A 24,503-nucleotide genomic window follows, 5' to 3' on the forward strand; every position below is an offset into this window, starting at 1 on the left:
CGACAACGGCTTCAGCAAAGGGCTCAGTTTCCAGTCGCCAGCACCGGGCTGTTGTGATAGGCGGCGATCAGCCACTGGCCGTCCCGCTTCTCGAAGACCCAGGTCGCGTTCACCTTGCCCGCGTCCGGCACCTCGGTCTGGCCGGCGAACAGGATGCCGGATTCGCTGATGACGATCGCGGCGTCCCTGCCGACGAAGCGCAGGCTGAGCTGCTTGTTGCGGGTCGAGGTGCCCTTGAGGGGCCCGGCGAAGGCCAGGGCCATGCTGTCGCGGATGACGTCGCGGCTGTCGCGCAGCGAGCCGGTCATGATGGCCGTCGCGTCCGCGGTGTAGTGGGCGACCATGCCGTCGGCGTCGCCGGCCTCCCATGCCTTGTAGGAGTCGACCAGGACGGCCTGGATGGCGGCCGCGTCTGCCGCACGGTTGTCTGACATCGGAGTCTCCCTTGTGAGCGGTTCGCCCGGGTGCTCCGGCGAACTCGTCAGTACATACCGGCGGCGGGGCTGGAATTGTTCGCGTCCGCGGCGGGGAATTCTCCGGGGTCGAGTTCGGCGGCCAGACCGAAGGAGGCGAAGATCTCGGAGTCTTGGAACACCGAGTTCCGGCTGATGCCCTCGGCGGTGACGGTGAAGATCTGCAGTGTGTGCAGTGCGTATCCGTCGCCGACGCGCCGGTAGGCGGCGAACCCGTGCTGGCCGTTGGCCGTGACCGCGGTGAGGCGCCAGTCCGTTCCGGCCGCCTGGAAGACCCATTCCATGAACAGGCCGTAGTTGCCGGGCCCGGCGAACCAGTTGAGCATCGGCGGCATCTCCATGATGACGTCCTCGGTGAGCAGCCGCTTGAGGCCCTCGACGTCGGCCTGCTCGAACGCCTTCATGTAGCGGTCGACCCAGGCGCGCTGCTCGGCCGCGGACGGCTCGCTGAGACGGTCCGGCTGGGCCTCGACCTCCTGCACCCGGGTACGCGCCCGATGCAGGGAACTGTTCACCGAGGAGACGGTGGCGCCGAGGATGTCTGCCGCCTCGGACGCGGAGAAGCCGAGCACGTCACGCAGGATCAGCGCTCCGCGCTGACGCGCCGACAGATGCTGCAAGGCGGCGGCGAACGCCAACCGCAGGCTGCTGCGGTCGACGACGGCCGCGGCCGGATCGCCCGCGTCCAGCAGCGCGTCGGGCAAAGGCTGGAGCCAGACAGCGTCCTCACCTCGGACAAGTGGCCCGAGCGGGTGCGACGCGGCCACCAGACCCGACGGCAGCGGCCGGCGGCCGCGGACCTCCAGGGCGGTCAGGCAGACGTTGGTCGCGATCCGGTACAGCCAGGTGCGCAGTGAGCTGCGGGTCTCGTCGTACTGCTCCCGCGCCCGCCATGCCCTCAGGAACGTGTCCTGGACCAGGTCCTCGGCGTCGTGAGCCGAGCCGAGCATCCGGTAGCAGTACGCCAGCAGCTCTGTCCGGAACGGTTCGATCAGGCGATCGAAGCTCTCCACCTTCGCCGTCATGCCCCCGCCCTTCACCGGCCCACTCGCGGCCACTATATCCAGCGGCTCCGGCGGGGGCGTCCCGGTGTGAGGCGGTGCCGGAAGACCGCTACTCCGAGTCGATCAAGGAACATCAGGCCCGCGGAGGGTAAACGCCAAGCTCAGGTCGTGTCGGGCTCGGCGGCTGACGGTGGCTGCTCGTCGCGGCTCTCCGGGGTGAAGGCGTCGCGGCGGGCGAGGGTCACCGACAGAGGCAGGCCCAGTCGCTCGGCCGCGCGTCGGCGGACACGCACCTGTGCTTTGGTCCGGGGGCGGAACGAGGGGAGCCGCGCGCAGCCGCAGCCGGGGCGGTGGTCGTAGGTCAGTCCCTCCGCGAGCACGGTGGCCACGACGGACCACGCCTTCGCGTCGCGTCGCCGGGGCGCGGCGAAGTCGTAGCCGGCGAAGACGAGCTCCTGGCGACAGCCGGGACAGGTGCGCTTCCGGATCGGCCACGTGCTGCCCTTGAAGGAGAGCCGGCACGCGACGCACACGTAGTGCCGGAAGGCGCCGTTGAACGCGTGGTAGCACATGGCCGAGAGGCTACGCGTCGTCCGCGGGCGGGCCCAAGCGGATTCGCGGGCGCCCCGGAATGGCCAGGCGGCCGTAGTAGCGCGAGCGGATAGCGGGACAGCCCTTCGCCCAGTTCGCCAAGCGGACCGGTATGTTCATCGGCCGCACGTCCCTCGCTGGTGTGACGGCCTTCATGGTGGGCTACGACCAGGCGGCCCAACGGCATGGCGGGCCGGGCCTGGATGGTTGGCCCGAATGGCTCATGGAGAACTTCCAGGTCAGCCGCAACCTCGTCCGGGAAGCCCAGCTCCGGCAGGTCTCATCACAGCCCGGCCAGCCCGGGACGGGGGATCGCCCGGGCCGCACAGGTGGGAGAAGCGTGCGTCGCTCAGCCGGCGGGCTGCAGCTCCGGGGTGTCCTCGCCGAGGTCTCCAGCGCTCGCGTCCGTGAGAGCGGCGAGGTGTCGCTCGGCGTCGAGGGCGGTCTGGCAGCCGGAGCCGGCGGCGGTGATGGCCTGGCGGTAGGTGTGGTCGACGACGTCGCCGGCGCCGAAGACGCCCGGCGGGTTGGTGCGGGTGGATGGCGAGTCGACCTTCAGGTAGCCGGCGCCGTCGAGGTCGAGCTGGCCGGTGAACAGTTCGGTGCGCGGGGCATGGCCGATCGCGATGAATGGCCCGGACGCGGCGAGCTCACGCTCCTTGCCGGTGACGGTGTCGCGCAGGGTGACGCCGGAGACCAGCTGATCGCCGTGGATCGCGGCGACCTCGCTGTTCCACGCGAAGGTGATCTTCTCGTCGGCGAAGGCGCGGTTCCAAGCGGTTCCAAATGGCTTTGGAGGCGCGCACCCATGAAGGTGTCAGCTCTCCTGCTCGGCGGTGGCCTTGGCGTCGATCTCGGCGATCAGGCCCTCGATCAGGGTCTTGATCTCGTCGCGGATCGGGCGGACGGCCTCGACGCCCTGGCCGGCCGGGTCCTCCAGCTTCCAGTCGAGGTACTTCTTGCCGGGGAAGTACGGGCAGGCGTCGCCGCAGCCCATGGTGATGACGTAGTCGGACGCCTGTACGGCCTCGGTGGTGAGGATCTTCGGCTTCTGGCCGGAGATGTCGATGCCGAGCTCGGCCATCGCGGCGACGGCGGAGGGGTTGACCTGGTCCCCGGGCAAGGAGCCGGCGGAGCGGACCTCGACGCGGTCGCCGGCGAGGTGGGTGAGGAAGCCCGCGGCCATTTGGGAGCGGCCGGCGTTGTGGATGCAGACGAACAGCACGGAGGCGAGCGGCGCGGTCATGCGGGGTGTCCTTCGGTGGGCAGGTCGCGGGCGGGTGCCCGGCGTGGGGCGCCCCCGGCCGGAGGCTGGGGGAGGGTCGTGCTACGAAGACGCGCAGGTGCGGCCCCGGTGACGGGCGGGGTGGGGCTCGCCAAGCGGGCCCGGCACCGGTAACGTATCAGCCCATGGTGACGTCAGTCGACAGTGATGTGTTGAAGGTCTTGGCCGACCCGCTGCGGATGCAGATCGTCCAGCTTCTCGCCCGCGAGGCGCTGTGCACGACCCATCTCGTGGCGGAGACCGGAGCCAGACAGACCAACCTGTCGAACCACCTCAAGACCTTGAAGGACGCCGGGCTCGTGGACACCGAGCCGTGCGGGCGCTTCACCTACTACTCGCTCCGCCCGGAGGCCCTGGAGGCCCTGGAGGCCCTGGCCCGTGACCTCGCCTCTCTGGCCGCCACCGCCCGCGAGGCAGCGGGCCGCAAGCGGTCCTGCTGACCCCCCCAGTCCCACCAGCGGCCCGTCCCGCCCTGCAACAGGAGTGTCCTTGAGCGCCATCGACGAGGCGAGATCCGAGACTGACCCCGTGAACCACGCGAACCCGGACGGCGCCGAGGTGCCGCTGGCGGTCGAGCCGCCCGCGGTGCCCCTGCTGAACCGGGTGGCGGCGGAACTGGTCGGCACCGCCGCGCTGGTCGCGGTCGTGGTCGGCTCCGGCATCCAGGCCATCGAGCTCAGTCAGGACGTCGGCCTGCAGCTGCTGGCCAACTCACTGGCCACCGTGTTCGGCCTCGGCGTGCTGATCCTGCTGCTCGGTCCCGTCTCCGGCGCGCACTTCAACCCGGTCGTGACGCTGGCCGAGTGGTGGACCGGCCGCAAGGACCCCAAGGGCCTCGGCGCCCGCGAGGTCGCCGCGTACATCCCGGCGCAGATCGTCGGCGCCATCGGCGGCGCGATCCTCGCCGACGCGATGTTCGGCCAAGCCCTGGTGAAGTGGTCCACCCACGACCGCTCCGCTGGGCACCTGCTGCTCGGCGAGATCGTCGCCACGGCCGGCCTGGTACTGCTGATCTTCGGCTTGGCCAAGAGCGACCTCCTGCGGTTCGCCCCGGTCGCGGTCGCCTCCTACATCGGCGCCGCGTACTGGTTCACCTCCTCCACCTCGTTCGCGAACCCGGCGGTCACGATCGGCCGGGCGTTCACTGACACGTTCGCCGGCATCGCCCCGGCCTCGGTGCCCGGGTTCATCGGCATGCAGCTGATCGGCGGCGTCGTGGGCCTCCTGCTGGTCGCGCTGATCTTCACCCACCGCACCGGCCGCAAGTAGCCGCCACCGGCCGCCGCACACCCCCAACCAGGGAAAGTGCGGCGGCCTTCGCCTATCCCGGGAGTGACCGATGAGCCAGGACCCCACGGATGTCGACGTGCTGGTGGTCGGCGGCGGCCAGGCGGGCCTCGCCGCGGGCTACTACCTGCGCCGCGCGAAACTCGACTCCGCGATCCTGGACGCCTCCACCGTGCCCGGCGGCGCGTGGCAGCACTACTGGGACACCCTCCGGTTGTTCTCCCCGGCCGCCTACTCCTCCCTGCCCGGCCGTCCCATGCCGCACCAGGCCGGGCAGACCTACCCCGACGCCGCCCATGTCGTCGGATACCTCGCCGAATACGAGAAGCGGTACGAGCTGCCCGTCCACCGCCCGGTCCAGGTACGGACTGTCGAGAACTCCGACGGCGACGGCCTGCTCGTCCGAACCGACTCCGGCTCCTGGCGCGCCCGGGCCCTGATCATGGCTACCGGTACCTGGTCCCGGCCCTTCATCCCCGCCCTGCCCGGCCGGGGCTCATTCGCCGGCCGCCAGGTCCACACCCGCGGCTACCGAACCGCTGCCGATTTCACCGGACAGCGGGTTGTCGTGGTCGGCGGCGGAAACTCCGGCGCGCAGATCGCCGCCGACCTCGCCGGCCACGCCGCTGCCGTGCGTTGGACCACCCTGCGTCCGCCGCGTTTCCTCCCGGACGAGATCGACGGCCGGGCCCTGTTCGAGATCGCCACCCGCCGTGTGACCGGTGACGGGCCGCGGATATCCGACCTCGGTGACATCGTCGCCGTCCCGCCCGTCCGCGAGGCACGCGACGCCGGCCGGCTCACCGCCCACCCCATGTTCGAACGGATGGAGCCGGACGCGGTGGTGGGGGAGGACGGCGAGCGGTGGCCGTGCGATGCGATCATCTGGTGCACCGGCTTCCGCCCCGCCCTCGGGCCACTCACCGGCCTGGGCCTGCGCGGGGGTGGCGGCCGGATCCCCACCGACGGCACCCGCGCCTTGGCCGACGCCCGCATCCACCTGCTCGGCTACGGAGACTGGACCGGTCCCGCCTCCGCCACCCTGATCGGCGTCGGCCGTACCGCCCGCACCGCTGTCAACGAAATCGCCGGGCTTCTGCGCTGACAGCGGCGCCGCTGGTTCGATTCCCCGCAGGCTCAACCGTCGTCCGACCGATCCAACCGGTGTTTCTCGGTCCGCTCTCGCGGAGCCGGCCTCCGCTTCCCCGTGGCTCGTGCTCCGAACGCCCGGCGATCATCCGGGCATGCGCCGAACTGGTCCGCTCCCTCCGCGGGGCCGCCGGTAGAGGACGTTCGGGCCCGGCCGCCGGTGCGGCCGGGCCCGAACCTACGTGATGGCCGGGCTGCGGCGTTCGATCAGCAGGACGTCCCGCCAGGCGCCGTGGTGGCGGCCGATGCGCTCGCGGGTGCCGATCACCCGGAAGCCCGCTCGGGCGTGGAGGGTGAGGCTGGCGGTGTTCTCCGGGAAGACGCCGGACTGGATCGTCCAGATGCCGGCCGCCTCGGTCGAGGCGATCAGTGCGTCCAGGAGCCTGCCGGCGGTGCCCCGGCCGCGCGCGTCGGGGTGGACGTAGACCGAGTGCTCGACCACCCCGGCGTACGCGCACCGGTCGGAGACCCGGCTTGCCGCGACCCAGCCCAGCACCTGGCCGTCCTGGTCCAGGGCGACGAAGCGGTGGTCGGGCAGCCTGGCGGCGTCGAACGCCTCCCAGCTCGGGGCGGTGATCTCGAAGGTGGCGTTCCCCTCGTCAATACCGGCCTGGTAGATCGCCAGTACCTGCTTCGCGTGGGTGCCGGTCATCGCGGCGATCGTGATGTGGTCAGCGGGCATGTTCGAGTTCCTGGCCCTCGCCGAGGATCGCCCTGACCGCGGCCGGGAAGACCGTCAGGCAGGTGCGGTTGACCTCGTACCGGGTCGACGTCCCGTGCTTCTCCGGCAGGACGAAGCGGACCTCGGCCAAGACCTTCAAGTGGTGGGAGACCGTGGACTGCCCGATCGGGGAACGCTCGACGATCTCGCCCACGCTCATAGGCCGTCCCTCGGCCGCGAGCAGGTGCAGTAGCTGGATCCGGGTGGGGTCGGCCAGCGCCTTGAACCACGTCGCGTACAGCGCGGCGGCCTCGGCGTCGACCGTAGGGCTGGTGCGGCTCGACTCATTCATCGACAATCGACGATAGTCGATGAAATGCCCCAGCCGGAAGCCCCGATCGAAGGGCGCCCGGTCCGCCAGCAGCCGCCTGGCCGGTCAGCTGCTGGCGGCGGTGAGCATGGCGGCCATGGCGGCCAGCACGCTCGGGGCGACGCGGTAGTAGACCCAGGTGCCGCGGCGCTCGGAGGTGAGCAGGCCGGCCTCGCGGAGCTTCTTGAGGTGGTGGGAGACGGTGGGCTGGGAGACGCCGACGTCCTGGATGTCGCACACGCACGCCTCGCCGCCCTCGTGCGAGGCGATCCGGGAGAACAGCCGCAGCCGCACCGGGTCCGACAGGGCCTTGAACGTGGCCGCCATCTTGACCGAGTCCTCCTCCGACAATGGGGCCGTGGTCAGCGGCGGGCAGCACGGCACGGCCTCCGGCTCCAGGACCGGCAGCTCGATCACCTCAAGATTCGACATGCATCTATGTTGACACCTGCCGAATCACTCCGGAAGCCCGGCCTGCTATCGCCCGTCTGCGCGGCCGCCGGACCCCGACTGCCGCCACCAACCACCACGGCCTCCACGATCGCCATGACTCCTCCTTAATTCGACAAATGTCTATGTTGACGTTCATCAAAGCAGGTGCCATGCTGGCCGCACAAACAGGCCATCGACAAACGTCGAAATAAGGCCCCGTCCGCCTCCGGGAGGCAGCCATGACCGAGCCCGGCACGCCCGCCGAGACCACCCAGGCCGCCACCGGCTGCTGCGGCAGCGCGCAGACAGCCGCTCCGGCCCAGACCGTCGAGGTGGAGACCGCTTCGACCCCGTGCTGCGGCACGGCGAAGGACGCGGCCGAGTCCGGCGCCTGTTGCGCCCCGGCCGCCAAGAACGAGGCCGTCGCCGCCGGCGCCGGCTGCTGCTGACCCGCCCCGCCAGAACACCCGACAGACTCAACGACCCGGAGCGCCTGAGATGAGCGAGAACACCCCCACCGCCGCCCTGCCCGTCGCCGTCGTCGGCGCCGGCCCGATCGGTCTGGCCGCCGCCGCCCACCTGATCGAGCGCGGCATCGAGCCCCTGGTTCTGGAGGCCGGGCTCAGCGCCGGTACGGCGATACGCGAGTGGGCGCACGTGCGGCTGTTCTCGGCGTGGGCGGACGTGATCGACCCGGCCGCCGAGAAGCTCCTTGCCCCGACCGGCTGGGTCCGCCCCGACGGCGCCCTCTACCCGTCCGGCGGTGACTGGGCCGAGCAGTACCTGCAGCCCCTCGCCGACGTGCTCGGCGACCGGATGGATTGCCGCCGCGTGCTCGGGTAGACGCGCCGACGCGCCCCGAGCGCCGGCCGAGGCGTCCGGCGCCCGCCACGGGCGTGGAAGGAGCATCGGGCGTCATGAGCGAGGAGACCGGTCACGTCACCGGTACGAAGGACAAGGACTACGACCTGCTCTGGTACGTCGAGGCGTGCCTGGGCAACGCGCTGCGCCTGGAGACCTACGTGGGGGACGCCGAACGGGCGGGAGACGGCGAGGTCGCGGAGCTGTTCCGCAAGGCGCAGGCCGACAGCCGCAAGGGCGCGGAGATGGGCAAACGGCTGCTCGCAGCGCGCTTGAGCGCCGCGGGTGCTGCGGGTGGAGCCGCCGCCGGAGGTGCCGGAGAGGGCTTGGCCGCGGGCACCGGGGAGGGCGCCGCCACGGTTCCCGGCGAAGGGGCCGTCGTCGGTGGCGGAGTCTCGGAGGTGGTCGGCGATGAGGCTGATCTGCCGCAGGATCCGGGGAGTCCGTAGTCGGACACGCAGCCACCCCGCGAAGCACCACCGCGACCTGACCCCCCGGGACCCGTCCGGTCGCCCCAGCGGCCGCTACACCGCCGGCACGCGTTCCGAACGTGATCCAGAGGGGCCCGACACTCTCGCGTCCGGTCACTGAAACGCCCGTCACCCGGATCCTGCCCGCGCGCGGCGAGCGGGTATTCGGCCCATGAAAGGAGGAGCGGTGAACATCGCCACCATCACGCACAGGCCTGCTGGCCTCCTCATCGGGGCGCTGGGCGGGGGCCCGGTCGTTGCGGTGGTGCGGCGGGTCTGGAGGATCCTCGGACGCGCGGGGACCGCCGAGAAGCGCCACACCTGGCGCAGGGTTCTGCTCACCGCCGCCCTCCAAGGTGCCGTGTTCGCCCTGCTGAAGGCGGCCCTGGGCCGGGGGCACAGGAATCCGAAAGATCCGTCCCGCCAGTAAGCCCCCCACCGATGAGACGATTCCGGCCAGTGGGGCGACCGAGGAGAATAGCCAGCTTGCGATGTCGTCCCAGTCCGGGCCGTGCACCCGCAGGTTCTCGGCAGCCCCGGCAGTAGAGCCGGTTCCGCCGGCGGTCCAAGTGCGCGCCGAGGCCTGCACTTCGACGGGTCTTCGGGCATCCCAGGATCCGGGCGCGCCGCTCCAGACATGCGGCAGCAGCCTGACCGCCGGCACCGGGTCGCCCGACGGGCGGCCGCGCCATCCTCCTGGGCTCGGCCGGGGGATGGCGGCTGGTAGGCGGGTCCGGCTCGCCTAGTGCTGTGACCGCATGGGTTCACCGGCTTGGTGGTCGGCGGGGCGGGCGATGTTCTCGGCATGAACGACGCCCAGACCACGTAGACGGGGGCGCCGTCCGGACGGGCGGCGCACCCGCGGCGCAGTCGCTGGCGCGCTCCCCGGGCGCGCCCCGCCGATCGGAGGAGTGGCGCCCACCCGATCAGTCACCATCCGTGCGCCCCGCCGTCCCGGCTCCCCGTGACGCCTGTGGGAGGCGGAGATGCTGACTCCTCCGGAACGACCGTTCCCCAGGGTGAACAGGCATCGGAGGCGACCATGCCGCAACTGACCCCCGTCGACCACAAGGTCAAGCACAGATCGACCATCCCGGCGAATTTCGACGAAGAGATCGAGCTCTTCGTACGGGAATACAAGAAGACCACCGGACCGGGCGGCACCCCCAAGCCGGTCCTCATGCTCCATGGCAGAAGCGTCCCGGCCCTCCCCGGCTTCGACCTCGTGCTCCCTCCCAAGGGCGGCTCCCCGAACCCGGACACCAGCTACAGCTGGGCTCAGGGGCTGGCAGGCAAGGGCTACGACGTGTACGTCATGGACCTCCAGGGTTCCGGGCTCTCCCCCCGCCCGAAGATGGACGACCCGTGCAACGCCAACCCGGCCCAGCGGGGCCTCCTAGAGACCAATCCCGGCACGGGGACCTGCTCACCGACAGCGCCCTACCCACACCAACTGGGCAACTCCCAGAGCGAATGGGACGAGCTGGCCACCGTCGTCAAGTTCATCAGAGCGCGGTGCGGCAACGAGAAGGTCTCCTTCATCGGCTGGTCCGCGGCCGCGTTCGTCATGGGCCCGTACGCGCTACAGAATCCCGGGGACGTGGCGAGAATGTTCCTTCTCGCACCCATCTTTCCCCCGGCCGGCCGATGGTCGACGCACATCACCGCGCCCTTCGCTCCGCCTGTCGGAACGGGGCTGCCGACGCAGCCCGAGTCCAAGCCGCCCGCGGTCTTCGGCTTCCCGATGAACCTGACCAGCAAGACGGGCCTGCAATCCACCATCAGTGACAAGGAGCTGGCCGGCCACGTCTGGCAGGCCATCATGGACTGCGACAGCGTCGGCCAGAAGTGGGGCGGCCACACCGCGGGGGCGCCCGAAGGCGTCATGCGGTGGCGCAACTCCTACTGGTGGGGGTGGAACACGAGCACCGTGCCGTACGGCTCCACGCTCGGGACCGCCGTGCCGGTGTGCATCGTCTACGGAGACCAGGACACGACGGCCAACACGTCGGAGGCGTTGGGGCCGGTGCTGCACTTCTCCGTCCCGGAGCTCTACAAGGCGATTCCGGGTGCCGACAAGCTGATGATCCGTGTCGAGGGCTGGGACCACAATCCGGTCTGGGAACGTCGGGCCAACCAGATCCTGCAGCAGATGTCCTGGAAGTGGCTCGAAGACAAGAAGGTGTACGGAGTCGAGAGCGGAAGCTGGGTCATGGACGCGGACGGCGTGGTGGCGGAAGTGGAGTGAGGCCCCCAGCCGCGGATGACCCGCGCACCGCCGCCGACTCTGCATGGGCGTGATCACGTCCGACTCCCGCATGGCCCTCAACAGCCTCTCCGTCCGGCTCGGTGCGGTCGGCCGGCGGGAGGAGGGCCTGGTCGCGGTCCAGGAAGCCGCCGGTCACTACCGCGTCCTCGCGAAGTTGTCGAGGGCCATGGCGAGGTCGGGCAAGGAGGCGTCGGGGTTGGCCTTCGCGAGGACTCGGTAGTGACCGGCTCTCCATCCGGCGCCGGCCGGGGGATGGCGGTCGGCGGGCGGCGGTCGGCGGTCGGCGGTCGGCGGCCGGGGTGTACGGCCCGGGCTGGCGTGCGCCGGTGCGGGCGAACCGGTAGCCGCCGGTGACGAGCGTTGCGGTGGCGACCGGTACCCCCTCCGTCCACCCGCTCGGGCGCATGTGCCGTGATCGGCGCGGGCACCCGCCCGACGGCCCGTTCCACCCGCCTGGTCATCCCCGTTCCTCGGTCCGTCGGTATGTGGTGATCATCTCAGGGGGCGCCGACGGGTCGGCGGGTCACCGCCGCCTTGTAGGTGCGCAGCACCGGGGCGGTCTCGATGCGGGTGACGGCCTCCCAGGCGATGCGGCGGGTGAGGTAGGTGTGGAGGTCCTCGGCGTTGCGGCACAGGGCGTGGGCGACCAGGTTGGTGGGGCCGGTGGTGGCGGCGACCAGGGCGAGTTCCTCGTGGCCGGCGAGGGCGGTCGCCACGGTGTCCAGGTGGGCGGGCGCGACCTGCATCCAGAGCAGGGCCGAGACGGTGATGCCGAGGACGGCCGGTTCCACGTCGACGTCGAAGAACAGGGAGCCGCGCGCCCGGAGTTCGCCGAGTCGGCGGACCGCCGTGGACGCCGAGATGCCGGTGGCCGCCGCCAGGTCCGCGTAGCCGAGGCGGGCGTCCTCGCGCAAGGCGGCCAGCAGGGCCCGGTCCTGGGCGGTCAGAAGGTACGGCTCGCCTCCGTCGTCCGTCCCGGCGGGGCCCGCCCCGGCGCGCAGCCGGGCCTGCTGCGCCTCGTCGAGGACGTCGACCCGCCCCCGCCACGCGGTCGGGCCGCCGAGGTAGGTGTGCAGCAGGTGGTGCGCGGAGACGGCGGTGATGCCGGCGGTGCGCGGGATGTCGCGCAGCAGCAGGGCGTGGGCGTCGGGGCCGGAGGGCGCGGTGTGGATGATCGCCACGATCTCCGTCCCGCCGGACGTCAGCCGTACCCAGGAGGTGTCCGGACGGCGCGCGAGGGCCACCGCGATGTCGTGCGCGCTGCGGGTGGCGGCCGTCAGGCGTACGAACCACTGGTGGGTGCCCGAGCTGCGGGGCGAGGGCAGTGTCACCACCCGCAGCCCGGCCTGCGCCTGGAGCCGGCGGTAGCGGCGGACGACGGTCTGGGTGGAGGAGCCGAGCACCTCGGCGATGAGGGTGAACGGCGCCCTCGCGTCCACCTGGAGGGCGTGGATCAGGCCGCGGTCGAGTTCGTCCGGAGTGAGCATATCGATCAAATTAGCGGCCCGCGGTGGAAGGTATCGCACAGGGGCGGCGAGAAGGTGGAAGTGCGGGGGAGCGGGCGGGCACGGTGGTGGCCGTTCACCGACCTGTAGCCCGGGGAGAGCCCGCATGTCCAGTACGCGTACGCCCGGTACGCCCGGTACCCGCACGTCCACGACCCGGACGCCACCTGCCGCAGGGTCAGCCGCCACCGGCGCCCCGACCGTCGCCGTCGGCCCGGTCGCCGCTGACCCTATTTCCGCCGGCCCGGTCACCGCTGACCCGATTACTGCCGACCCGATAACTGCCGCCCCGGTTGCCGCCGCCCGGGTCGACGGCGTGACGCCGTACCGGTGGCGCTGGACCGCGCTGGCCGCACTGCTCGCCGCCGAGGCCATGAACCTCCTCGACGCCACGATCGTCCAGGTCGCCGCCCCCGTCATCCACGGCGACCTGGGAGGGCCGGCGAGCGCCATCCCGTGGTTCAGCGCCGCCTTCACCCTCGCCTTCGCCCTCGGCCTGCTCACCGGCGCGCGGCTCGGTGACATCCACGGCCGCCGACGGGTCTTCCGCCTCGGTGTCCTCGCCTTCGCCGTCGCCTCCCTGGCGTGCGCGCTCGCGCCCTCCGCCGGCGTCCTGATCGCGCTGCGCGCGGTGCAGGGCGCGGCGGCGGCCGCGGTGATCCCGCAGACCTTCGGGCTGATCCGCGCGATGTTCACCGGCGCCGAGCTGTCCAAGGCCCTCGGCTCGATCGGCCCGGTCATGGGGCTGTCGGCGGTCGCCGGGCCCGCGCTCGGCGGTTTCCTCACCCACGCCGACCTGTTCGGCACCTCCTGGCGCGCGGTGTTCCTCGTCAACCTCCCGCTGGCCGCCGCCGTGCTGGCCGTCGCACCCCGGCTGTTGGAGGACCGCGCCCCGGTCCGCCCGAGGCTCGACCCGGCGGGCACCGCCCTGGCCGTGCTCGGCACCGCCCTGATCGTCTGCCCGCTGGCCACCGGCCGCCCCGGGCCCGCCGGGTGGACCCTGGCCGGGCTCGGCGCCGCGGTCCTCGTGATGTTCGTCCTGCACCAGCGCGCCACCGCCCGCCGCGGCTCGGCGCCGCTGATCGAGCCCGCCCTGCTGCGTGGCCGGGCCTTCCCGGCGGCGCTGGCGACGTCCACGCTGTTCTTCGCCGTCATGAACGGTGTGATGATCGTCGTCGTGCTCCACCTCGAACTCGGCCTGCACCACGGACCGCTGACCGCCGGACTCACCCTGCTGCCCTGGTCCGCGGGCCTGGCCGTCGCCTCCTGGGCCGCCGGTGCGCACCTCGTCCCCCGGTACGGCGCCCGCGTCCTGCACGCCGGCATCGCGGCCCTCGCCACGGGACTGGCCGGCGCCGCCCTCGCGTACCGGGCCGCCGCGCCCGACGCCTACCCGACGGCGCTCCCGTTCGCCCTCGCCCTGGCGGGACTGGGCACCGGGCTGTTCACTCCGCCGTTCTTCACCCTCGCGCTGGGCGCCGTGGGAGCGCAGGAGACCGGCTCCGCGGCGGGTCTGCTCAACGCCGTCCAGCAGCTCGGCGGGACCCTCGGCGTCGCCGTCATCGGCGGTGTCTATCTGGACGCGACGGGCGGCGCCCGCACCGCGGCCGGGCAGGCGCTCGGCGCGGCCGCCCTCCTGCTGGCCGCCACCGCGGTCGCCGCCGGGGTGATGACGGCCCGCCGAGCAGCGACCAAGGACTCCGCGAACGAGACCGTCGCGCCGTACTGACCGCGGAGCACCGGGCACCGGCCGCCGGCCGCCGAGCACCGGTCGCCCGCCAACGGCGGCCCACGAGCGGTCGCCACGCACCGATCGGAGACCCGGAGCCGCCCCGCGCCCGCGGGGCGGCGATATCGGATCCTCCCGGCGGCGCCCCGGCCGGATGCGAACTCGCCCGGGGGCCGATCCCTTCCCGTGCCCCGGTCACTCCTGACGGTGCGCCCGCTGAGCCCTGTCCGCGGGTGTCTGCCGCACTCGCGACGGCGCCGTGCGGAGGGCACCCTCACCGAGGTGACCGACATGCACCCGCTCGCCCCCGGGCCGGTGACCGCCGACCCCTATGCCTGGACCGCTGCGGTGGCCTGCGCGACCTCGGCCTCGCGGCGGCCGCCGGCGCGCGGCGGGCGGGTCAGCCCGCAGGAGGGAAGCCGGGCAGGTGCAGCGGTCCGGGAGCCAGGCGTTCCAGCAGCCGGTCGACGCTGCCGTCGGGCCGGTAGAGCGTGCGGTAGGCGTACGCGTGCGCGGCGCCGGGGAGCGTGGCGATGCCTTCCTCGGTGACGGTGCGGCCCTGGGTGATGGCGAGCAGCCGCAGGTCGACGTCCGCGGGCAGGGCTGTCTGCTCGCCGGTGGGCGGGCGGCGGTGGCGGCCGGTCATCTCATGCCCCGACCAGGGCGCGCAGGTCCTCCGAGGCGTCCCAGCCGTAGGTGGAGAACCCTCGCCCGTCGCCGTTGAGGTAGGCGGTGAGGGCGGCGTGCGAGGTGGGGAACATGGGGGTGGGCAGCGCGGAGGCGTCCATCCACTGGACGGCGAGGTGCTTGTCCGGCTCGGTGTTCGTCAGCTCGCCCTGCCACGAGGTCGCGACGAAGACCGAGAGCAGGAACGGGCCCTTGCCGTCCCACCCGGCCTTGACCTGGATGGTGTGGACGAGCCGCAGCTGCTCGGGGTCGACGACCAGGCTCGCTTCCTCGCGCAGTTCGCGGGCGGCGGCCTCGTCGAGGCGTTCGCCCTCCTCGGCCTTGCCGCCGGGGACGGTCCAGGTGGGGACCGTGGACCAGGTGTCGTTGGCGTAGTGGACGCAGGCGACCTTGCTCGCCTTCTCGTCGTGGACGATGACGCAGACGGCCTGGCGCAAGGACTGCATGTGTGCTCCAACTGGTAGGGGGAGAAGGGGTGTTCACGCAATGTGGCTCGGGTCGCGCAGCAGGTCGAGGACGGTCCGGGCGTAGCCGATGACCTCCTCGTCCCGGTGGTGGTCCAGGGCCCAGCGCAGGGCGGCGGGGCAGTCGATCGCGGCCCACGCCCGGCACGCCGCCCGCTCCTGCGGGGTGAGGTCCCGCCCGTACCCGGTGGTGAACGCGGCACGCAGGTCGGGCCGGTGGGGTGTGAGCTGGAGGGTGATGCGCATCAGGTCGCGCCGGGCCGGGGCCTCGACGTGGCTGCGTTCGAAGTCGATCAGCCCGAGCATCAGCCGGTCGCCGTCGCGGCGCACGAGCCAGTTCCTCGGCCCGAAGTCGCCGTGGCAGTACGCAAGCACGGTGGGCGGGGGCTCAGCGCGGGTGGCCTCGGCCAGGACCTCGATGTCCTCGTCCGACAGGCGGGCGTCGCGGGCGCGGGCCAGGGCCCGTTCGCGTTCCCGGGCCCAGGGCAGGTGCTCGCCGGCGGGGGCTCCGGTCGTCGATTGCGCGTGAATCGTGGCCAGGAGCCGTCCGGCATGCTGGTACACCTCCTGCTCCTCGGCGCAGGTGAGGGCGGTGCTGATGACCGGCGTACCGGGAAGCGCAGAGGTGACGACGAGCAGCGACCGGGTGTCCTCGGCGAGCAGAGCAGGCGTCCGGCCTCCTCCGAGGGCCGGTGCGAGCAGCCGGTAGGCGGTGGTTTCCCGTTCGTGCATGAGCGCGTTCTTGTGGCGTTTGGCGAACAGGCGGTGCCCGCGAACGTCGACGGCCTCCCAGACGCTCGGGTGCCCGGCACGGTCCCGGGAGCGCACGCCCAGCAACGCGTAGGCTCCTGCCGTCCCGCGCAGCAGCCGGTCCACGCGGTGAGGGGCAGTGTGGGCGCTCACGCCGGCCAGCCGACGGTGGACAGGGCGCTGCCGCGGGTGATCTCGCCGAGCGCGTGGGCGGTGTAGGGCACGGTGTTGGCCGGGAGTTGGTCAAGCCGCCAGAAGCGCAGCGCGTCGCACCTGTGCGGTTCGGCGTTGCGGACCTGGCCGTCGTGGCGGGCTGGCCGGAAGAACAGGTGGAGGCGGCTGCGGCCGTCGTCGGCGTCGAGGTGGTGCAGGGTGTGGACGAGCGCGAGGTCGTCCTCGGCGATGAGGATGCCGAGTTCCTCTTCGGCCTCGCGCGTCATCGCGCGGGTGACCGTTTCGCCGGGCTCCATGTGTCCGGCCGGGAGGTGCCACATGCCGTTCGCGTAGCTGGTGTTGTGGCGCCGACCGAGCAGCACGGTGTCGCCGTCGAGCAGGACGAGGTGGACGCCGACGACCAGGGTCGGCGGCTCCGTCCTGGGATGCCGGCGACCTGGTCGGTGGTTGGGGTTGTCCATGAAGACCTCCAGACGTGGCCGGTGTTCGAGCGTGCGGAGCCCTCCGTCGGCGAAGGGTGCGACAAGTGCGCACTCATACACCGGAGTTGGACGGGCTTGCGCGAGCGGAGGTGACTGATGATGGTGCTGTTCGAACGCGGCGCTCAAGCGGATTCGCTCCGGGCGAGCCCGGGTCGAACGGGGACTTTTCGAGCACCCCGCGCGCGTGCTCCAACGCTTCCTCCAACCGGCTGCGCAGGGCGTCCGGCAGGGCGGCGGAGCCCAGTGCGCAGGCGGCGAGAGCCCGTTCGAGTGCCGCGCTCTGGACCGGGTCGCGACGGTGTCGGACGCCCTCGTGGGTGAGGAGGCCGCGCAGTGCGTAGCCGTCGCCGGATTCACCCGTTCGGCTGGTCAGGTGGGCGAGGAGGTTTCGGGCGGAGGGCGTGCCGGGGTCGGCGGTGTCGAGGGCGGTCAGCGTGAGGCGGCTGGCGAGGACGGCCAGACCCTCGTCCGGCTCGACGGCGAGGCAGTGGCCGAGCGCTCGCTCGGCTGCCCGCTGGTCGCCTGACGGCACAGTGCGGTGAGCACGGCGGTGACCGCCAGGCCAGGGGCAGGAGGGTCAGCTGGCCGGCGACGGTGGCGCGTACCCGCGGCGCGGTGCGTTCGCGTATTCCTGTCGCGAGATCGGGGCCGGGCGGGTTCGGCGGCGGCCAGCACTGACTTCCCGGCTGTCGGCACGGTGACGGCCGGCCTGCCCGGGCGCGCGGTCCTGCACGGCCACGCTCGTCGACGCTACTGGCTCCTGACCGCGGCCGGCTGTCTCGCCGGAGCGTAGGGGGCCCCGGCGGTCAAGACCACCGCCGCCGTCGGCGGGCGCATTGCTGATGTCGTCGAGCTGGCGACCTGTTCCGGGTCCGGCCGACGGCTCGGCAGGGGCGCAAGCCATTGAGGCCCTGGAGTGCGCGAGTGTGTGGTGCGCCGCTGCTTCCTGCCTGGTCACGTGTGACAAGGCGCCCGGAACCAGGCGACAATCCAGACATGGATGACGCGTTCACACTTCTTCGGCAGGCCGTCGACCTACTGCCCGAGGTTGCCGTGGCGGAGAACGGCCAGACAGTCGGAGATGTTCGCAGGGACATCGAGCTCCAGGAATGGGAGATGGCGCTCGACGTGCTCATCGAGATCGCGGACGTCCATCCGGTATCCATCGATTTCTGGGAGATGCTCACCGAGGCCGCTCGGCAGATGATGGTGGACCGGAGCCGCCGTTGGTGCGAGTGGCGGGGTTGGGAAGTCAAGCACGGCACGATCCGTGCGACCCTGACGCTGTTGGGGGCTGACGAGGGCGGACGCCAGAGTGCCTTCTCAGGGGACGGTCGGCTCAGACCTCTGTGGGGCATCGGGCACCGCACCGCAGACGGACGACAAGATCTGGACGTCGCGCGGCTTTGGGTGGAGTTCGCGCCGCAGCTCGGCCCCGGAGAGACAGCCGACGTTCGCCTGGCTCCCCTGCGGCCCGAGCGGTGGCAGCATCTGAAGCCCGGTGATGTGATCACCATGTACGAGGCTCAACCCACCGCTGGCATCGCCGAAATCATCGAGGTCGTGCCGCCTCGCGTCTGAGGCCACTGGGCAGCCGGCCGCGAAGGGCCCGCGGTCGGGCGGCCGTCAGTCACCGTCAGGGCTCAGTGTGGTTGCCGGGCACGGTCGATGAGGCCGGCCAGGTCGCGTCGGTCGCCGAACCCTTTCCGGCGGCCGTGCCCGTCGGCAGCCCCGCTGCAGGGGTGCCGTTGGGGGGTGCGGCTGTACGTTCCTGGCGCTTACGTGGTGTCGACGCGCACGCGGCTCTCCGGCCGGGCCTAGGTAATTTGCCTGGTCGGGGCCACGTGGGGTGGCGGCGCTCTCGATGTGGTGGCCGCTGGGACCGGGGCCGGGGGTGCCGGCCCGGGTCGTGAGGATCTGTGTCGGGTGGTGCCGGCGGGGTGTGCCGGTCGTGCCGGCCTACCAGTTGGCCAGACTGCCGGCCGGCGCGGGTTGTGGGGTCGAGGGTTCGGTGTCGCCGGGTGGCGGTGGGTGTGCGCGGGTTGGTGGCTGGGGGGCGGTCGGGGTTCAGCTGGTTCGGAAGGTGGCTGAGACGATCTGGAAGTAGCGGTTGGCGTCGTCGAGGCGGTTGGTGGGTGCGGAGATCCAGAAGTCGTAGCTACGGCCCTGTTCGGTCCAGGAGATGTCCTGGACGTGTCGGGCGCCGAAGCCGTCTTCGGGGTAGCCGTTCCAGGTCCACAGCCATAGGGCGGCGTCGGTGGTGCCGTGGAACACGGTGGGTTGGACGCTGGCGGCGCGGTAGCCGGGGTTGGTCTGCGGGCCGGCGGCGTCCTGTTTCTGGAGTTCGGCGAGGATGCCCCGGCCGGTCGGGGTGGTGGGGTGGACGCCGATCCGGAAGGCGTGGTCCGGGGAGAGGTAGAAGACGCGGCCAACGGTGTCGGTGCTGCGTACCCAGCCGTCGGGGACGGCGAGTGAGAAGCCGGCCGGGTCCCGGCGGATGCTGGTTCCGGCGGGGACGGCGACTGGGCCGGTGCCGCCCGGGACGGTGGGGGTGGACGCGGCCGGGGACGGGCCGGCCGGGTTCACGGCGGGCGCGCTGGTGGCGCCTGCCGGGGACGACGTCGCGGGGGACGGCACGGGTGCGCCCTGTGCGTCGTGCTGTCGGGGGTGGAGGCCGGGGCCCAGGGCGAGGATGCCGGCGGCCGCGGCGGCGGTTGCCAGCGCGGCGGCGACGGCCCAGCGCAGTGCGGTTCGGCGGCGGGCTTGCCGCATGACGGGGTGGGCGGCGGATGCGGTCGCCAGGTGGTTCCCCGCGAGGGTGCCGGGTGTGACCACGGTGCCGGGTGACTGTGGCACGTTGTGCGCGTCACCGCCGGCCGTGGGCGCGGTGGCGGCGTGAACGGGGGCTGCGCCGTTCCTGACAGCCAGATCCGGGCCGTGCTCCGCCCCGGCTGCCGGCTGCGCCCCGTTGGCCGACTCCGCCCCGGCGGCCGGCTGCGCCCGGTCGGCCGGTTCGGTGTGCCGTGTCGCCGTGGTGTCGAGTAGCAGGTGCGCGACCTCGGCGGTGGGTCGCTGGAGGGGTTCCTTCTCCAGCAGTGATTCGATCAGCGGGGTGAGCGGACCGGCGTGCAGCGGCGGCTCTGGCGGGTCGGCGGCGATCGCCATGGCGGTCTCGACCGCGGTCGCTCTGTGGAACGGCGGCAGGCCCTCCATGGCCTGGTACAGGGTGACACCCAGGGCCCACAGGTCGGAGGCGGGGGTCGGGGTGGCGCCGCGGATCAGTTCCGGTGCGAGGTAGTCGACGGATCCGACGAGTTCGCCGGTTCTGGTGAGGCTGGAGGTGCCGGCGATGGTGGCGATGCCGAAGTCGGTCAGCACGACCCGGCCGTCGAGCGCGAGGAGGACGTTGCCGGGTTTGACGTCGCGGTGGACGACGCCGGCGGCGTGGGCGGCCCGCAGTCCGGCCAGGATCTCGCGCCCGATCCGGGCGGCGTCCGCCGCGGGCAGGGGTCCGTTCTCGGCGAGGACCGCGGCGAGGGTGCGGGAGGGGACGTACTCCATCACCACGCAGGGCAGTCCCTCGTGTTCCACGACGTCGTGCACCACCACGACGTTGCGCTGGTTGATCCGGGCGGCGCTGCGTGCCTCGCGGAGGGTGCGCTCCAGCAGGGTCGCGGTTTCCTCGGGCGACAGCTCCGGGCGGATCCGCAGCTCCTTCACCGCGACCTCGCGGCCCAGCAGCTCGTCCTCGGCCCGCCACACGGTTCCCATGCCGCCGCTGCCGATGCGTTCCAGCAGCCGGTACCGGCCGGTGATCAACCGGTCCTTCCCCACCTGGGCACCTCTCTCATTTCATTGCCCGCCCGCCGCGGCCGTCCGTACTGTGACGGGTGATTCGGGAGATTCTCGGCCGCCCGGGGCTCGGACGCCAATCCGGGAACGATCCCACCGCTGTTCCGGGGCGCGCCCGGGTCGGCGCTCCGCGGCGTCGTGCCGTGCCGTGCCGTGCTGGCCCACCAAAGAACCGGCCAGCCGACGCGGGTGGCTCTGTCGGGGTGGAGCCCGGCACGCGCAGGGCGGGCCCCAGCTCACCGCCGCGGCCAAGCTGGCCGAGGGCGAGGGAGTAAGGGCAGGGCGAGCGGCCGGCGGCGCCGGGGGAGTCGTCGGATTGGGCCGCCGCGGGCCTTCGCCCGGCGGTGTCCGTCACTGCCCGGTGCGGCTGGTGAGGGGCTGTTGGGGGGTGGTCGGGGGTGCGAACAGCGCCTGGACGGTTTCGGTGGCCGTGTCGCGTAGCCAGGTGTGGGCGCGGTCGTCGTCGTAGCGCTGGTGCCACAGCAGGTACAGGGGGATCTCGGGCAGCGGGAGCGGCGACGGCAGGGTGATCAGGCCGAGGTGTTCCCGGGCCGTGCGGGTGACCGCGTCGGGGAGGGTGACGACCAGGTCGGTGTCCAGGGCGAGTTGCAGTGCGAACGCGGCGGTGGGTCCGGCGGCGACGACGCGTCGCTCGAGGGCGTGGGTGGTCAGGGCGTCGTCGATGGGATCGCGCAGGCGTGCGCGCCGCGACACGGTGACGTGTTCGGCCGCCGCGAAGCGCTCGATGCTCAGCGGGCCCTCGGTGAGGGGGTGGCCTGGTCGGACGGCGACGACCAGGCGGTCGCTGCCGACGAGGCGGTGGCGGATGTCGGGGAGCGTGGGGGCGCTGGAGCTCGATTCGAGGTCGACCTCGCCCCGGCGCAGGTCGGCGTCGTCGGTGCCGGGTTCGGCGGACAGGCGCAGCCGGACGCCGGGGGCCTGGCGGTGGACGGCGGTGATCAGGGCGGTGCCGCAGGCGGCGGTCAGGGCGTCGTGCCAGCGCACGGTGAACACCCGGTCGAGAGCCGTCAGGTCGAGTTCCTGCCGCGCGGAGAGGAGGTGGTGGGCCTGCTGGACGAGGGCGTGCACCTGGGCGCGCATGGCCAGTGCGCGGGTGGTGGGGACCATGCTGCGACCGGTGCGGACCAGGATCTGGTCGCCGGTGGCCTTGCGGATGCGGCCCAGGGAGCGGCTCATCGCCGGTGCGGTGACGTGGAGGCGTGCCGCGGCGCCGGCGACGCTGCCCTCTTCCAGCAGGGCGTCCAGGGCCGTGAGCAGGTTCAAATCCAAGTGCATGCCAGTAACTCTACAAGTGAATAGCATGCACTTGTTGTTAACGATCGCGGCCCCTACCTTCGAAGTGCAGGCGCGAGACGATCCGCCGGCACACATCGAACCCAGGGAGCCCGCCATGAGCACAGCCATGTCTTTCGCCGCCGACACGACGCTCGTGCCGGAGGTGACCGCGGCGGTGAGGACCGCCGGCCTCACGCTGCGCGAGCGCCACACCGCGCACGCCCGGGGCGTGAGCCTGGAGGAGGTCGTCGCCGAGATCCACGCCAACGACGACGCGGTGCTGGCGGTGCTGCGGGAGCCGCTGCTGCGGGCCCGGCCCGGATCGCGGTGGGCCGAGGACGAGCTCGCCGGCGGTGCGCTCCCGCCGGGGGAGTGGTGGGTCGTCGACCCCGCCGAGGGCAACATCAACCACGTCCACGGCATGGAGGACTGGGCCGTGACCGCCACCCTGGTCCGCGACAACCAGCCGGTGCTCACCGTCGTCCACCTGCCGCTGACCGGCGACACCTACACCGCCGTCGCCGGCGGCGGCGCCCGCCTCAACGACCGGCCCCTGAAGGTGTCCGCCAAGACCGACCTGGGCGCCGCGCTCGTCGGCACCGGCCAGGCCAGGCCCGGCGAGGACGAGCGCACCTTCCGGCGGATCGGCGACTCCGTCACCGCCATGCTCATCCACGGCCTGGTCGTGCGCGTGTCCGTTCCCGCCACGATGCAGCTCATCCACGTCGCCGCCGGACGCACGGACGCCTTCTGGCAGTTCTCCGACGTCCGCTCCGGGCTGGTCGCCGGCGCCCTGCTGGTCCGCGAGGCCGGAGGCACCGTCACCGACCTGGCGGGCGAGCCGTGGAACACGGGCAGCCGCGACTTCCTGGCCGCCGCCCCCGGCGTTCACGCCGCCGCCCTCGACGTCCTGTCGCCGATCGCCTGACGGTCGCCTGACCGAGCACCTGCCCTCCACCCGCCCTCCACCCACCCCGATCCCGCAAGGAGCACCACCGCATGACCAGCATCGGAATCCTGGGCGCCGGCCGCGTCGGCGCCAACCTCGCCGGCAAGCTCTCCGCGGCCGGACACCGTGTCACCCTCGGTGTCCGGAACCCGGAACAGAGCGCGGCACCCGCCACCGGCACCGCCCCGCGGATCGCCGTCGCCGACCAGCGCACCACCGCCCGCACCGCCGACATCGTGATCAACGCGACGCCCGGCGACACCGCCCTGGAACGCCTGACCGCCCTGCGCGCCGAGCTCTCCGGAAAACTCCTCGTCGACGTCTCCAACGCCACCCGCGACGCCGACGACGGCCTGCCCGGCGACCTGTGCTACCCGGGCAGCAGCCTCGCCGAGCAACTCCAGGCCGCCCTCCCCGACACCCGCGTGGTCAAGACCCTCAACACCATGCTGTTCATGGTCATGACCGCTCCCGAAACCCTGACCACCCCACCGACCGCCTACCTCTCCGGCGACGACCACAACGCGAAGAAGACCGTCACCGGCCTGCTCGGTGACCTGGGCTGGAAGCCCGCTTGGATCGAGGACCTCGGCGGCATCACCACAGCCCGCGCCACCGAGGCCATGATCCTCGTGGTTCCCCCCGTCCTGCGCCGACACGGCTTCACGCCCTTCGCCGTCTCCCTCGCCCGCTGACCCGTCAACACCGGGTTCGGTCCGAACAGAAAGCGGCAGCTGCTGGCTGAGGATCGCATCAGGGTCTTCCTCGGCTGCAGCCGACAGGTGCCGAGGAAGACCCCGTCACAGGTTCGGTTCGTCCGATCCGGAGGACTGACCGAACACACGGGCCACCCAGCCGTCGAGCTGGACGCCGAACTCCCGAGCTGAAGCGATGTCCGAAGCCGGAAGAGCGCCAGCGTCGTCCATCCTGGCGACGAAGTCGACGTCGGCCCAGCCCCCACGGAAGAGCACAACCGACAGCTCAGCCTCCGCCGGACCCGAGATGAGCACACCGACGGAGTCTGGATCGTTCACCACCGACCTGTCCGTCTCAAGTCGCTGAGGCCAGGGAGCAGCTTCATCGCGCCAGGTCACCCGGCCCACTGTCAGATCACTAGCCCGCCACCCCGGCGCCCGATCAGCTACTTCTGCAGCCGCCTCATCAAGATCAATAACTCGTTCCATGGGCAGATCATGGTCCATGCCCGGCGCACTGTTCCACCGACTTCGACCGGGGCGACACGACCCAAGCGCTGCCACTTCTCGGCGACATTTTTTCACTCCCGCCGCAGCTCGCAGATGCGGGGCTCGGTATCGGCGGTGGTGCGATGGGGAGTTGTCCGTGGCCGACTGGAGAGGTCGTACAGTCCGGCGTCGCCTTCGGCTTTCCAGCGGCGGACCCACTGGTGGGCTGTTGCGCGGGAAACGCCCATCTCGTCGACCACGTGGGCGACGGGCCTGCCGGCTCGGACTCGGTCGACGAGGAGCCGTCTGCCGTGGACGGTCAGCCGGGCGTTGGGGTGGGGCAAGAAGACCTCTGCGGTGACGGGTGGGCTGGGCAATGCCGCCGACCCAAGCCGAGCCCCCGGCCTCGCCTCGGGGAGCCTCGTGAGGGCTGTAGGCGAGACGCGCGAAACCGGGAGCTGGCGTCGCCGCTGTAGCGGTGATGGAGACTTGCGCCGTGGTGCGTCGCCCCCCGGCCGGCGGACCCCCCCCGGGGGGGCGCGGGGGGGGGCACCTGGTTGTGGGAACACCACACCCCCC

27 protein-coding genes and 4 pseudogenes are annotated in these 24,503 nt (G+C 72.2%); 13 read left to right on the forward strand and 18 right to left on the reverse strand.

The genetic code is table 11. The features are described from left to right. Positions 1-23: 23 nt before the first annotated feature. The 5 genes and pseudogenes from ACFVHB_RS09330 to ACFVHB_RS09350 all read right to left on the reverse strand — a co-directional run bounded on the left by ACFVHB_RS09330 (position 24) and on the right by ACFVHB_RS09350 (position 3,314). Positions 24-434 carry an SgcJ/EcaC family oxidoreductase gene (locus tag ACFVHB_RS09330; RefSeq protein ID WP_380317622.1) on the reverse strand — a complete coding sequence of 137 codons (411 nt, stop codon included), beginning with the start codon at positions 432-434 and terminating at the stop codon, positions 24-26. Positions 435-481: 47 nt separating this feature from the next. After that, positions 482-1,498 carry a sigma-70 family RNA polymerase sigma factor gene (locus tag ACFVHB_RS09335; protein ID WP_380317625.1) on the reverse strand — a complete coding sequence of 339 codons (1,017 nt, stop codon included), beginning with the start codon at positions 1,496-1,498 and terminating at the stop codon, positions 482-484. Between the two features lie 140 nt (positions 1,499-1,638). Further along, positions 1,639-2,049: a hypothetical protein gene (locus ACFVHB_RS09340; protein ID WP_380317628.1), complete on the reverse strand. Its 411-nt coding sequence runs from the start codon at positions 2,047-2,049 to the stop codon at positions 1,639-1,641. 368 nt (positions 2,050-2,417) lie between these two features. Further along, positions 2,418-2,849, reverse strand: a pseudogene (locus ACFVHB_RS09345) (FAD-dependent oxidoreductase); the annotation flags it as partial. Between the two features lie 36 nt (positions 2,850-2,885). Beyond that, the gene (locus ACFVHB_RS09350) at positions 2,886-3,314 is read right to left on the reverse strand and encodes an arsenate reductase ArsC (protein WP_380317631.1); all 429 of its coding nucleotides are present in this window, start codon (positions 3,312-3,314) and stop codon (positions 2,886-2,888) included. A 164-nt stretch (positions 3,315-3,478) separates the two neighbouring features. On the opposite strand from ACFVHB_RS09350, the gene ACFVHB_RS09355 reads away from it, so the two are divergent. The 3 genes from ACFVHB_RS09355 (at position 3,479) to ACFVHB_RS09365 (ending at position 5,745) form a co-directional block, all read left to right on the forward strand. Beyond that, positions 3,479-3,793 (forward strand): ArsR/SmtB family transcription factor, encoded by a 315-nt coding sequence (locus ACFVHB_RS09355; protein WP_380317634.1) that lies wholly within the window; start codon positions 3,479-3,481, stop codon positions 3,791-3,793. A gap of 88 nt (positions 3,794-3,881) precedes the next feature. After that, entirely contained in the window at positions 3,882-4,622 is a 741-nt protein-coding gene (locus ACFVHB_RS09360) for an aquaporin (RefSeq protein WP_380317637.1), read from the forward strand. A gap of 70 nt (positions 4,623-4,692) precedes the next feature. Beyond that, a complete protein-coding gene (locus ACFVHB_RS09365) occupies positions 4,693-5,745 on the forward strand; it encodes an ArsO family NAD(P)H-dependent flavin-containing monooxygenase (RefSeq protein ID WP_380317640.1) in 1,053 nt (350 codons plus the stop codon). Positions 5,746-5,967: 222 nt separating this feature from the next. Here the strand turns inward: ACFVHB_RS09365 and ACFVHB_RS09370 are convergent, their stop codons facing one another. From ACFVHB_RS09370 to ACFVHB_RS09380, 3 genes are all read right to left on the reverse strand, one after another. After that, positions 5,968-6,471 (reverse strand): GNAT family N-acetyltransferase, encoded by a 504-nt coding sequence (locus ACFVHB_RS09370; RefSeq protein WP_380317642.1) that lies wholly within the window; start codon positions 6,469-6,471, stop codon positions 5,968-5,970. Further along, the gene (locus ACFVHB_RS09375; protein ID WP_380317645.1) at positions 6,461-6,802 is read right to left on the reverse strand and encodes an ArsR/SmtB family transcription factor; all 342 of its coding nucleotides are present in this window, start codon (positions 6,800-6,802) and stop codon (positions 6,461-6,463) included. The genes ACFVHB_RS09370 and ACFVHB_RS09375 overlap by 11 nt, the downstream gene beginning before the upstream one ends. An 84-nt stretch (positions 6,803-6,886) precedes the next feature. Then, complete coding sequence (locus ACFVHB_RS09380) at positions 6,887-7,252, reverse strand: ArsR/SmtB family transcription factor (protein ID WP_380317648.1); 366 nt, start codon at positions 7,250-7,252, stop codon at positions 6,887-6,889. Positions 7,253-7,491: 239 nt separating this feature from the next. On the opposite strand from ACFVHB_RS09380, the gene ACFVHB_RS09385 reads away from it, so the two are divergent. The 6 genes and pseudogenes from ACFVHB_RS09385 to ACFVHB_RS09410 all read left to right on the forward strand — a co-directional run bounded on the left by ACFVHB_RS09385 (position 7,492) and on the right by ACFVHB_RS09410 (position 11,072). Next, the gene (locus tag ACFVHB_RS09385) at positions 7,492-7,701 is read left to right on the forward strand and encodes a hypothetical protein (RefSeq protein ID WP_380317651.1); all 210 of its coding nucleotides are present in this window, start codon (positions 7,492-7,494) and stop codon (positions 7,699-7,701) included. Between the two features lie 49 nt (positions 7,702-7,750). Beyond that, a pseudogene (locus ACFVHB_RS09390) lies at positions 7,751-8,071 on the forward strand (FAD-dependent oxidoreductase); the annotation flags it as partial. A gap of 98 nt (positions 8,072-8,169) precedes the next feature. Further along, a pseudogene (locus tag ACFVHB_RS09395) lies at positions 8,170-8,391 on the forward strand (hypothetical protein); the annotation flags it as partial. 379 nt (positions 8,392-8,770) lie between these two features. Continuing rightward, the gene (locus tag ACFVHB_RS09400) at positions 8,771-9,013 is read left to right on the forward strand and encodes a DUF4235 domain-containing protein (RefSeq protein WP_380317654.1); all 243 of its coding nucleotides are present in this window, start codon (positions 8,771-8,773) and stop codon (positions 9,011-9,013) included. Between the two features lie 612 nt (positions 9,014-9,625). Beyond that, complete coding sequence (locus ACFVHB_RS09405) at positions 9,626-10,831, forward strand: alpha/beta hydrolase (RefSeq protein ID WP_380317657.1); 1,206 nt, start codon at positions 9,626-9,628, stop codon at positions 10,829-10,831. Positions 10,832-10,880: 49 nt separating this feature from the next. Then, positions 10,881-11,072 (forward strand): hypothetical protein, encoded by a 192-nt coding sequence (locus tag ACFVHB_RS09410; RefSeq protein ID WP_380317660.1) that lies wholly within the window; start codon positions 10,881-10,883, stop codon positions 11,070-11,072. 277 nt (positions 11,073-11,349) lie between these two features. Here the strand turns inward: ACFVHB_RS09410 and ACFVHB_RS09415 are convergent, their stop codons facing one another. Beyond that, positions 11,350-12,339 (reverse strand): Lrp/AsnC family transcriptional regulator, encoded by a 990-nt coding sequence (locus ACFVHB_RS09415; protein WP_380317663.1) that lies wholly within the window; start codon positions 12,337-12,339, stop codon positions 11,350-11,352. Between the two features lie 334 nt (positions 12,340-12,673). Between ACFVHB_RS09415 and ACFVHB_RS09420 the strand changes: the two genes are divergently transcribed. Next, positions 12,674-14,086 (forward strand): MFS transporter, encoded by a 1,413-nt coding sequence (locus ACFVHB_RS09420; protein ID WP_380317666.1) that lies wholly within the window; start codon positions 12,674-12,676, stop codon positions 14,084-14,086. Between the two features lie 400 nt (positions 14,087-14,486). On the opposite strand, the gene ACFVHB_RS09425 is transcribed toward ACFVHB_RS09420, so the two are convergent. The 5 genes from ACFVHB_RS09425 to ACFVHB_RS09445 form a co-directional block, all read right to left on the reverse strand. Next, the gene (locus ACFVHB_RS09425) at positions 14,487-14,732 is read right to left on the reverse strand and encodes a hypothetical protein (protein ID WP_380317669.1); all 246 of its coding nucleotides are present in this window, start codon (positions 14,730-14,732) and stop codon (positions 14,487-14,489) included. A 1-nt stretch (position 14,733) separates the two neighbouring features. Continuing rightward, positions 14,734-15,219, reverse strand: coding sequence for an NUDIX domain-containing protein (locus ACFVHB_RS09430; RefSeq protein ID WP_380317672.1), 486 nt, complete (start codon positions 15,217-15,219; stop codon positions 14,734-14,736). Between the two features lie 33 nt (positions 15,220-15,252). Further along, positions 15,253-16,140, reverse strand: a complete 888-nt coding sequence (locus ACFVHB_RS09435; protein ID WP_380317675.1) for a phosphotransferase family protein — start codon at positions 16,138-16,140, stop codon at positions 15,253-15,255. Continuing rightward, complete coding sequence (locus ACFVHB_RS09440) at positions 16,137-16,622, reverse strand: NUDIX domain-containing protein (protein WP_380317678.1); 486 nt, start codon at positions 16,620-16,622, stop codon at positions 16,137-16,139. Before ACFVHB_RS09440 ends, ACFVHB_RS09435 begins: the two co-directional genes overlap by 4 nt. A gap of 73 nt (positions 16,623-16,695) precedes the next feature. Further along, positions 16,696-17,175: a hypothetical protein gene (locus ACFVHB_RS09445; RefSeq protein ID WP_380317681.1), complete on the reverse strand. Its 480-nt coding sequence runs from the start codon at positions 17,173-17,175 to the stop codon at positions 16,696-16,698. Positions 17,176-17,639: 464 nt separating this feature from the next. On the opposite strand from ACFVHB_RS09445, the gene ACFVHB_RS09450 reads away from it, so the two are divergent. Beyond that, a complete protein-coding gene (locus tag ACFVHB_RS09450) occupies positions 17,640-18,224 on the forward strand; it encodes a hypothetical protein (protein ID WP_380317683.1) in 585 nt (194 codons plus the stop codon). Between the two features lie 486 nt (positions 18,225-18,710). Here ACFVHB_RS09450 and ACFVHB_RS09455 read toward each other — a convergent pair whose 3' ends face one another. Next, entirely contained in the window at positions 18,711-20,477 is a 1,767-nt protein-coding gene (locus tag ACFVHB_RS09455) for a protein kinase (protein ID WP_380317685.1), read from the reverse strand. 369 nt (positions 20,478-20,846) lie between these two features. Then, positions 20,847-21,791, reverse strand: a complete 945-nt coding sequence (locus ACFVHB_RS09460) for a LysR family transcriptional regulator (protein ID WP_380317687.1) — start codon at positions 21,789-21,791, stop codon at positions 20,847-20,849. A 115-nt stretch (positions 21,792-21,906) separates the two neighbouring features. On the opposite strand from ACFVHB_RS09460, the gene ACFVHB_RS09465 reads away from it, so the two are divergent. After that, positions 21,907-22,719, forward strand: coding sequence for an inositol monophosphatase family protein (locus ACFVHB_RS09465; protein ID WP_380317690.1), 813 nt, complete (start codon positions 21,907-21,909; stop codon positions 22,717-22,719). 71 nt (positions 22,720-22,790) lie between these two features. Next, positions 22,791-23,435 carry an NADPH-dependent F420 reductase gene (locus tag ACFVHB_RS09470; protein ID WP_380317693.1) on the forward strand — a complete coding sequence of 215 codons (645 nt, stop codon included), beginning with the start codon at positions 22,791-22,793 and terminating at the stop codon, positions 23,433-23,435. Between the two features lie 105 nt (positions 23,436-23,540). Here ACFVHB_RS09470 and ACFVHB_RS09475 read toward each other — a convergent pair whose 3' ends face one another. Continuing rightward, positions 23,541-23,942 (reverse strand): hypothetical protein, encoded by a 402-nt coding sequence (locus ACFVHB_RS09475; protein WP_380317696.1) that lies wholly within the window; start codon positions 23,940-23,942, stop codon positions 23,541-23,543. 77 nt (positions 23,943-24,019) lie between these two features. Further along, positions 24,020-24,268, reverse strand: a pseudogene (locus tag ACFVHB_RS09480) (helix-turn-helix domain-containing protein); the annotation flags it as partial. Positions 24,269-24,503: the final 235 nt, after the last annotated feature.

The sequence above is a fragment of the Kitasatospora sp. NPDC127111 genome, assembly GCF_042677465.1.
Lineage (GTDB): Bacteria > Actinomycetota > Actinomycetes > Streptomycetales > Streptomycetaceae > Kitasatospora.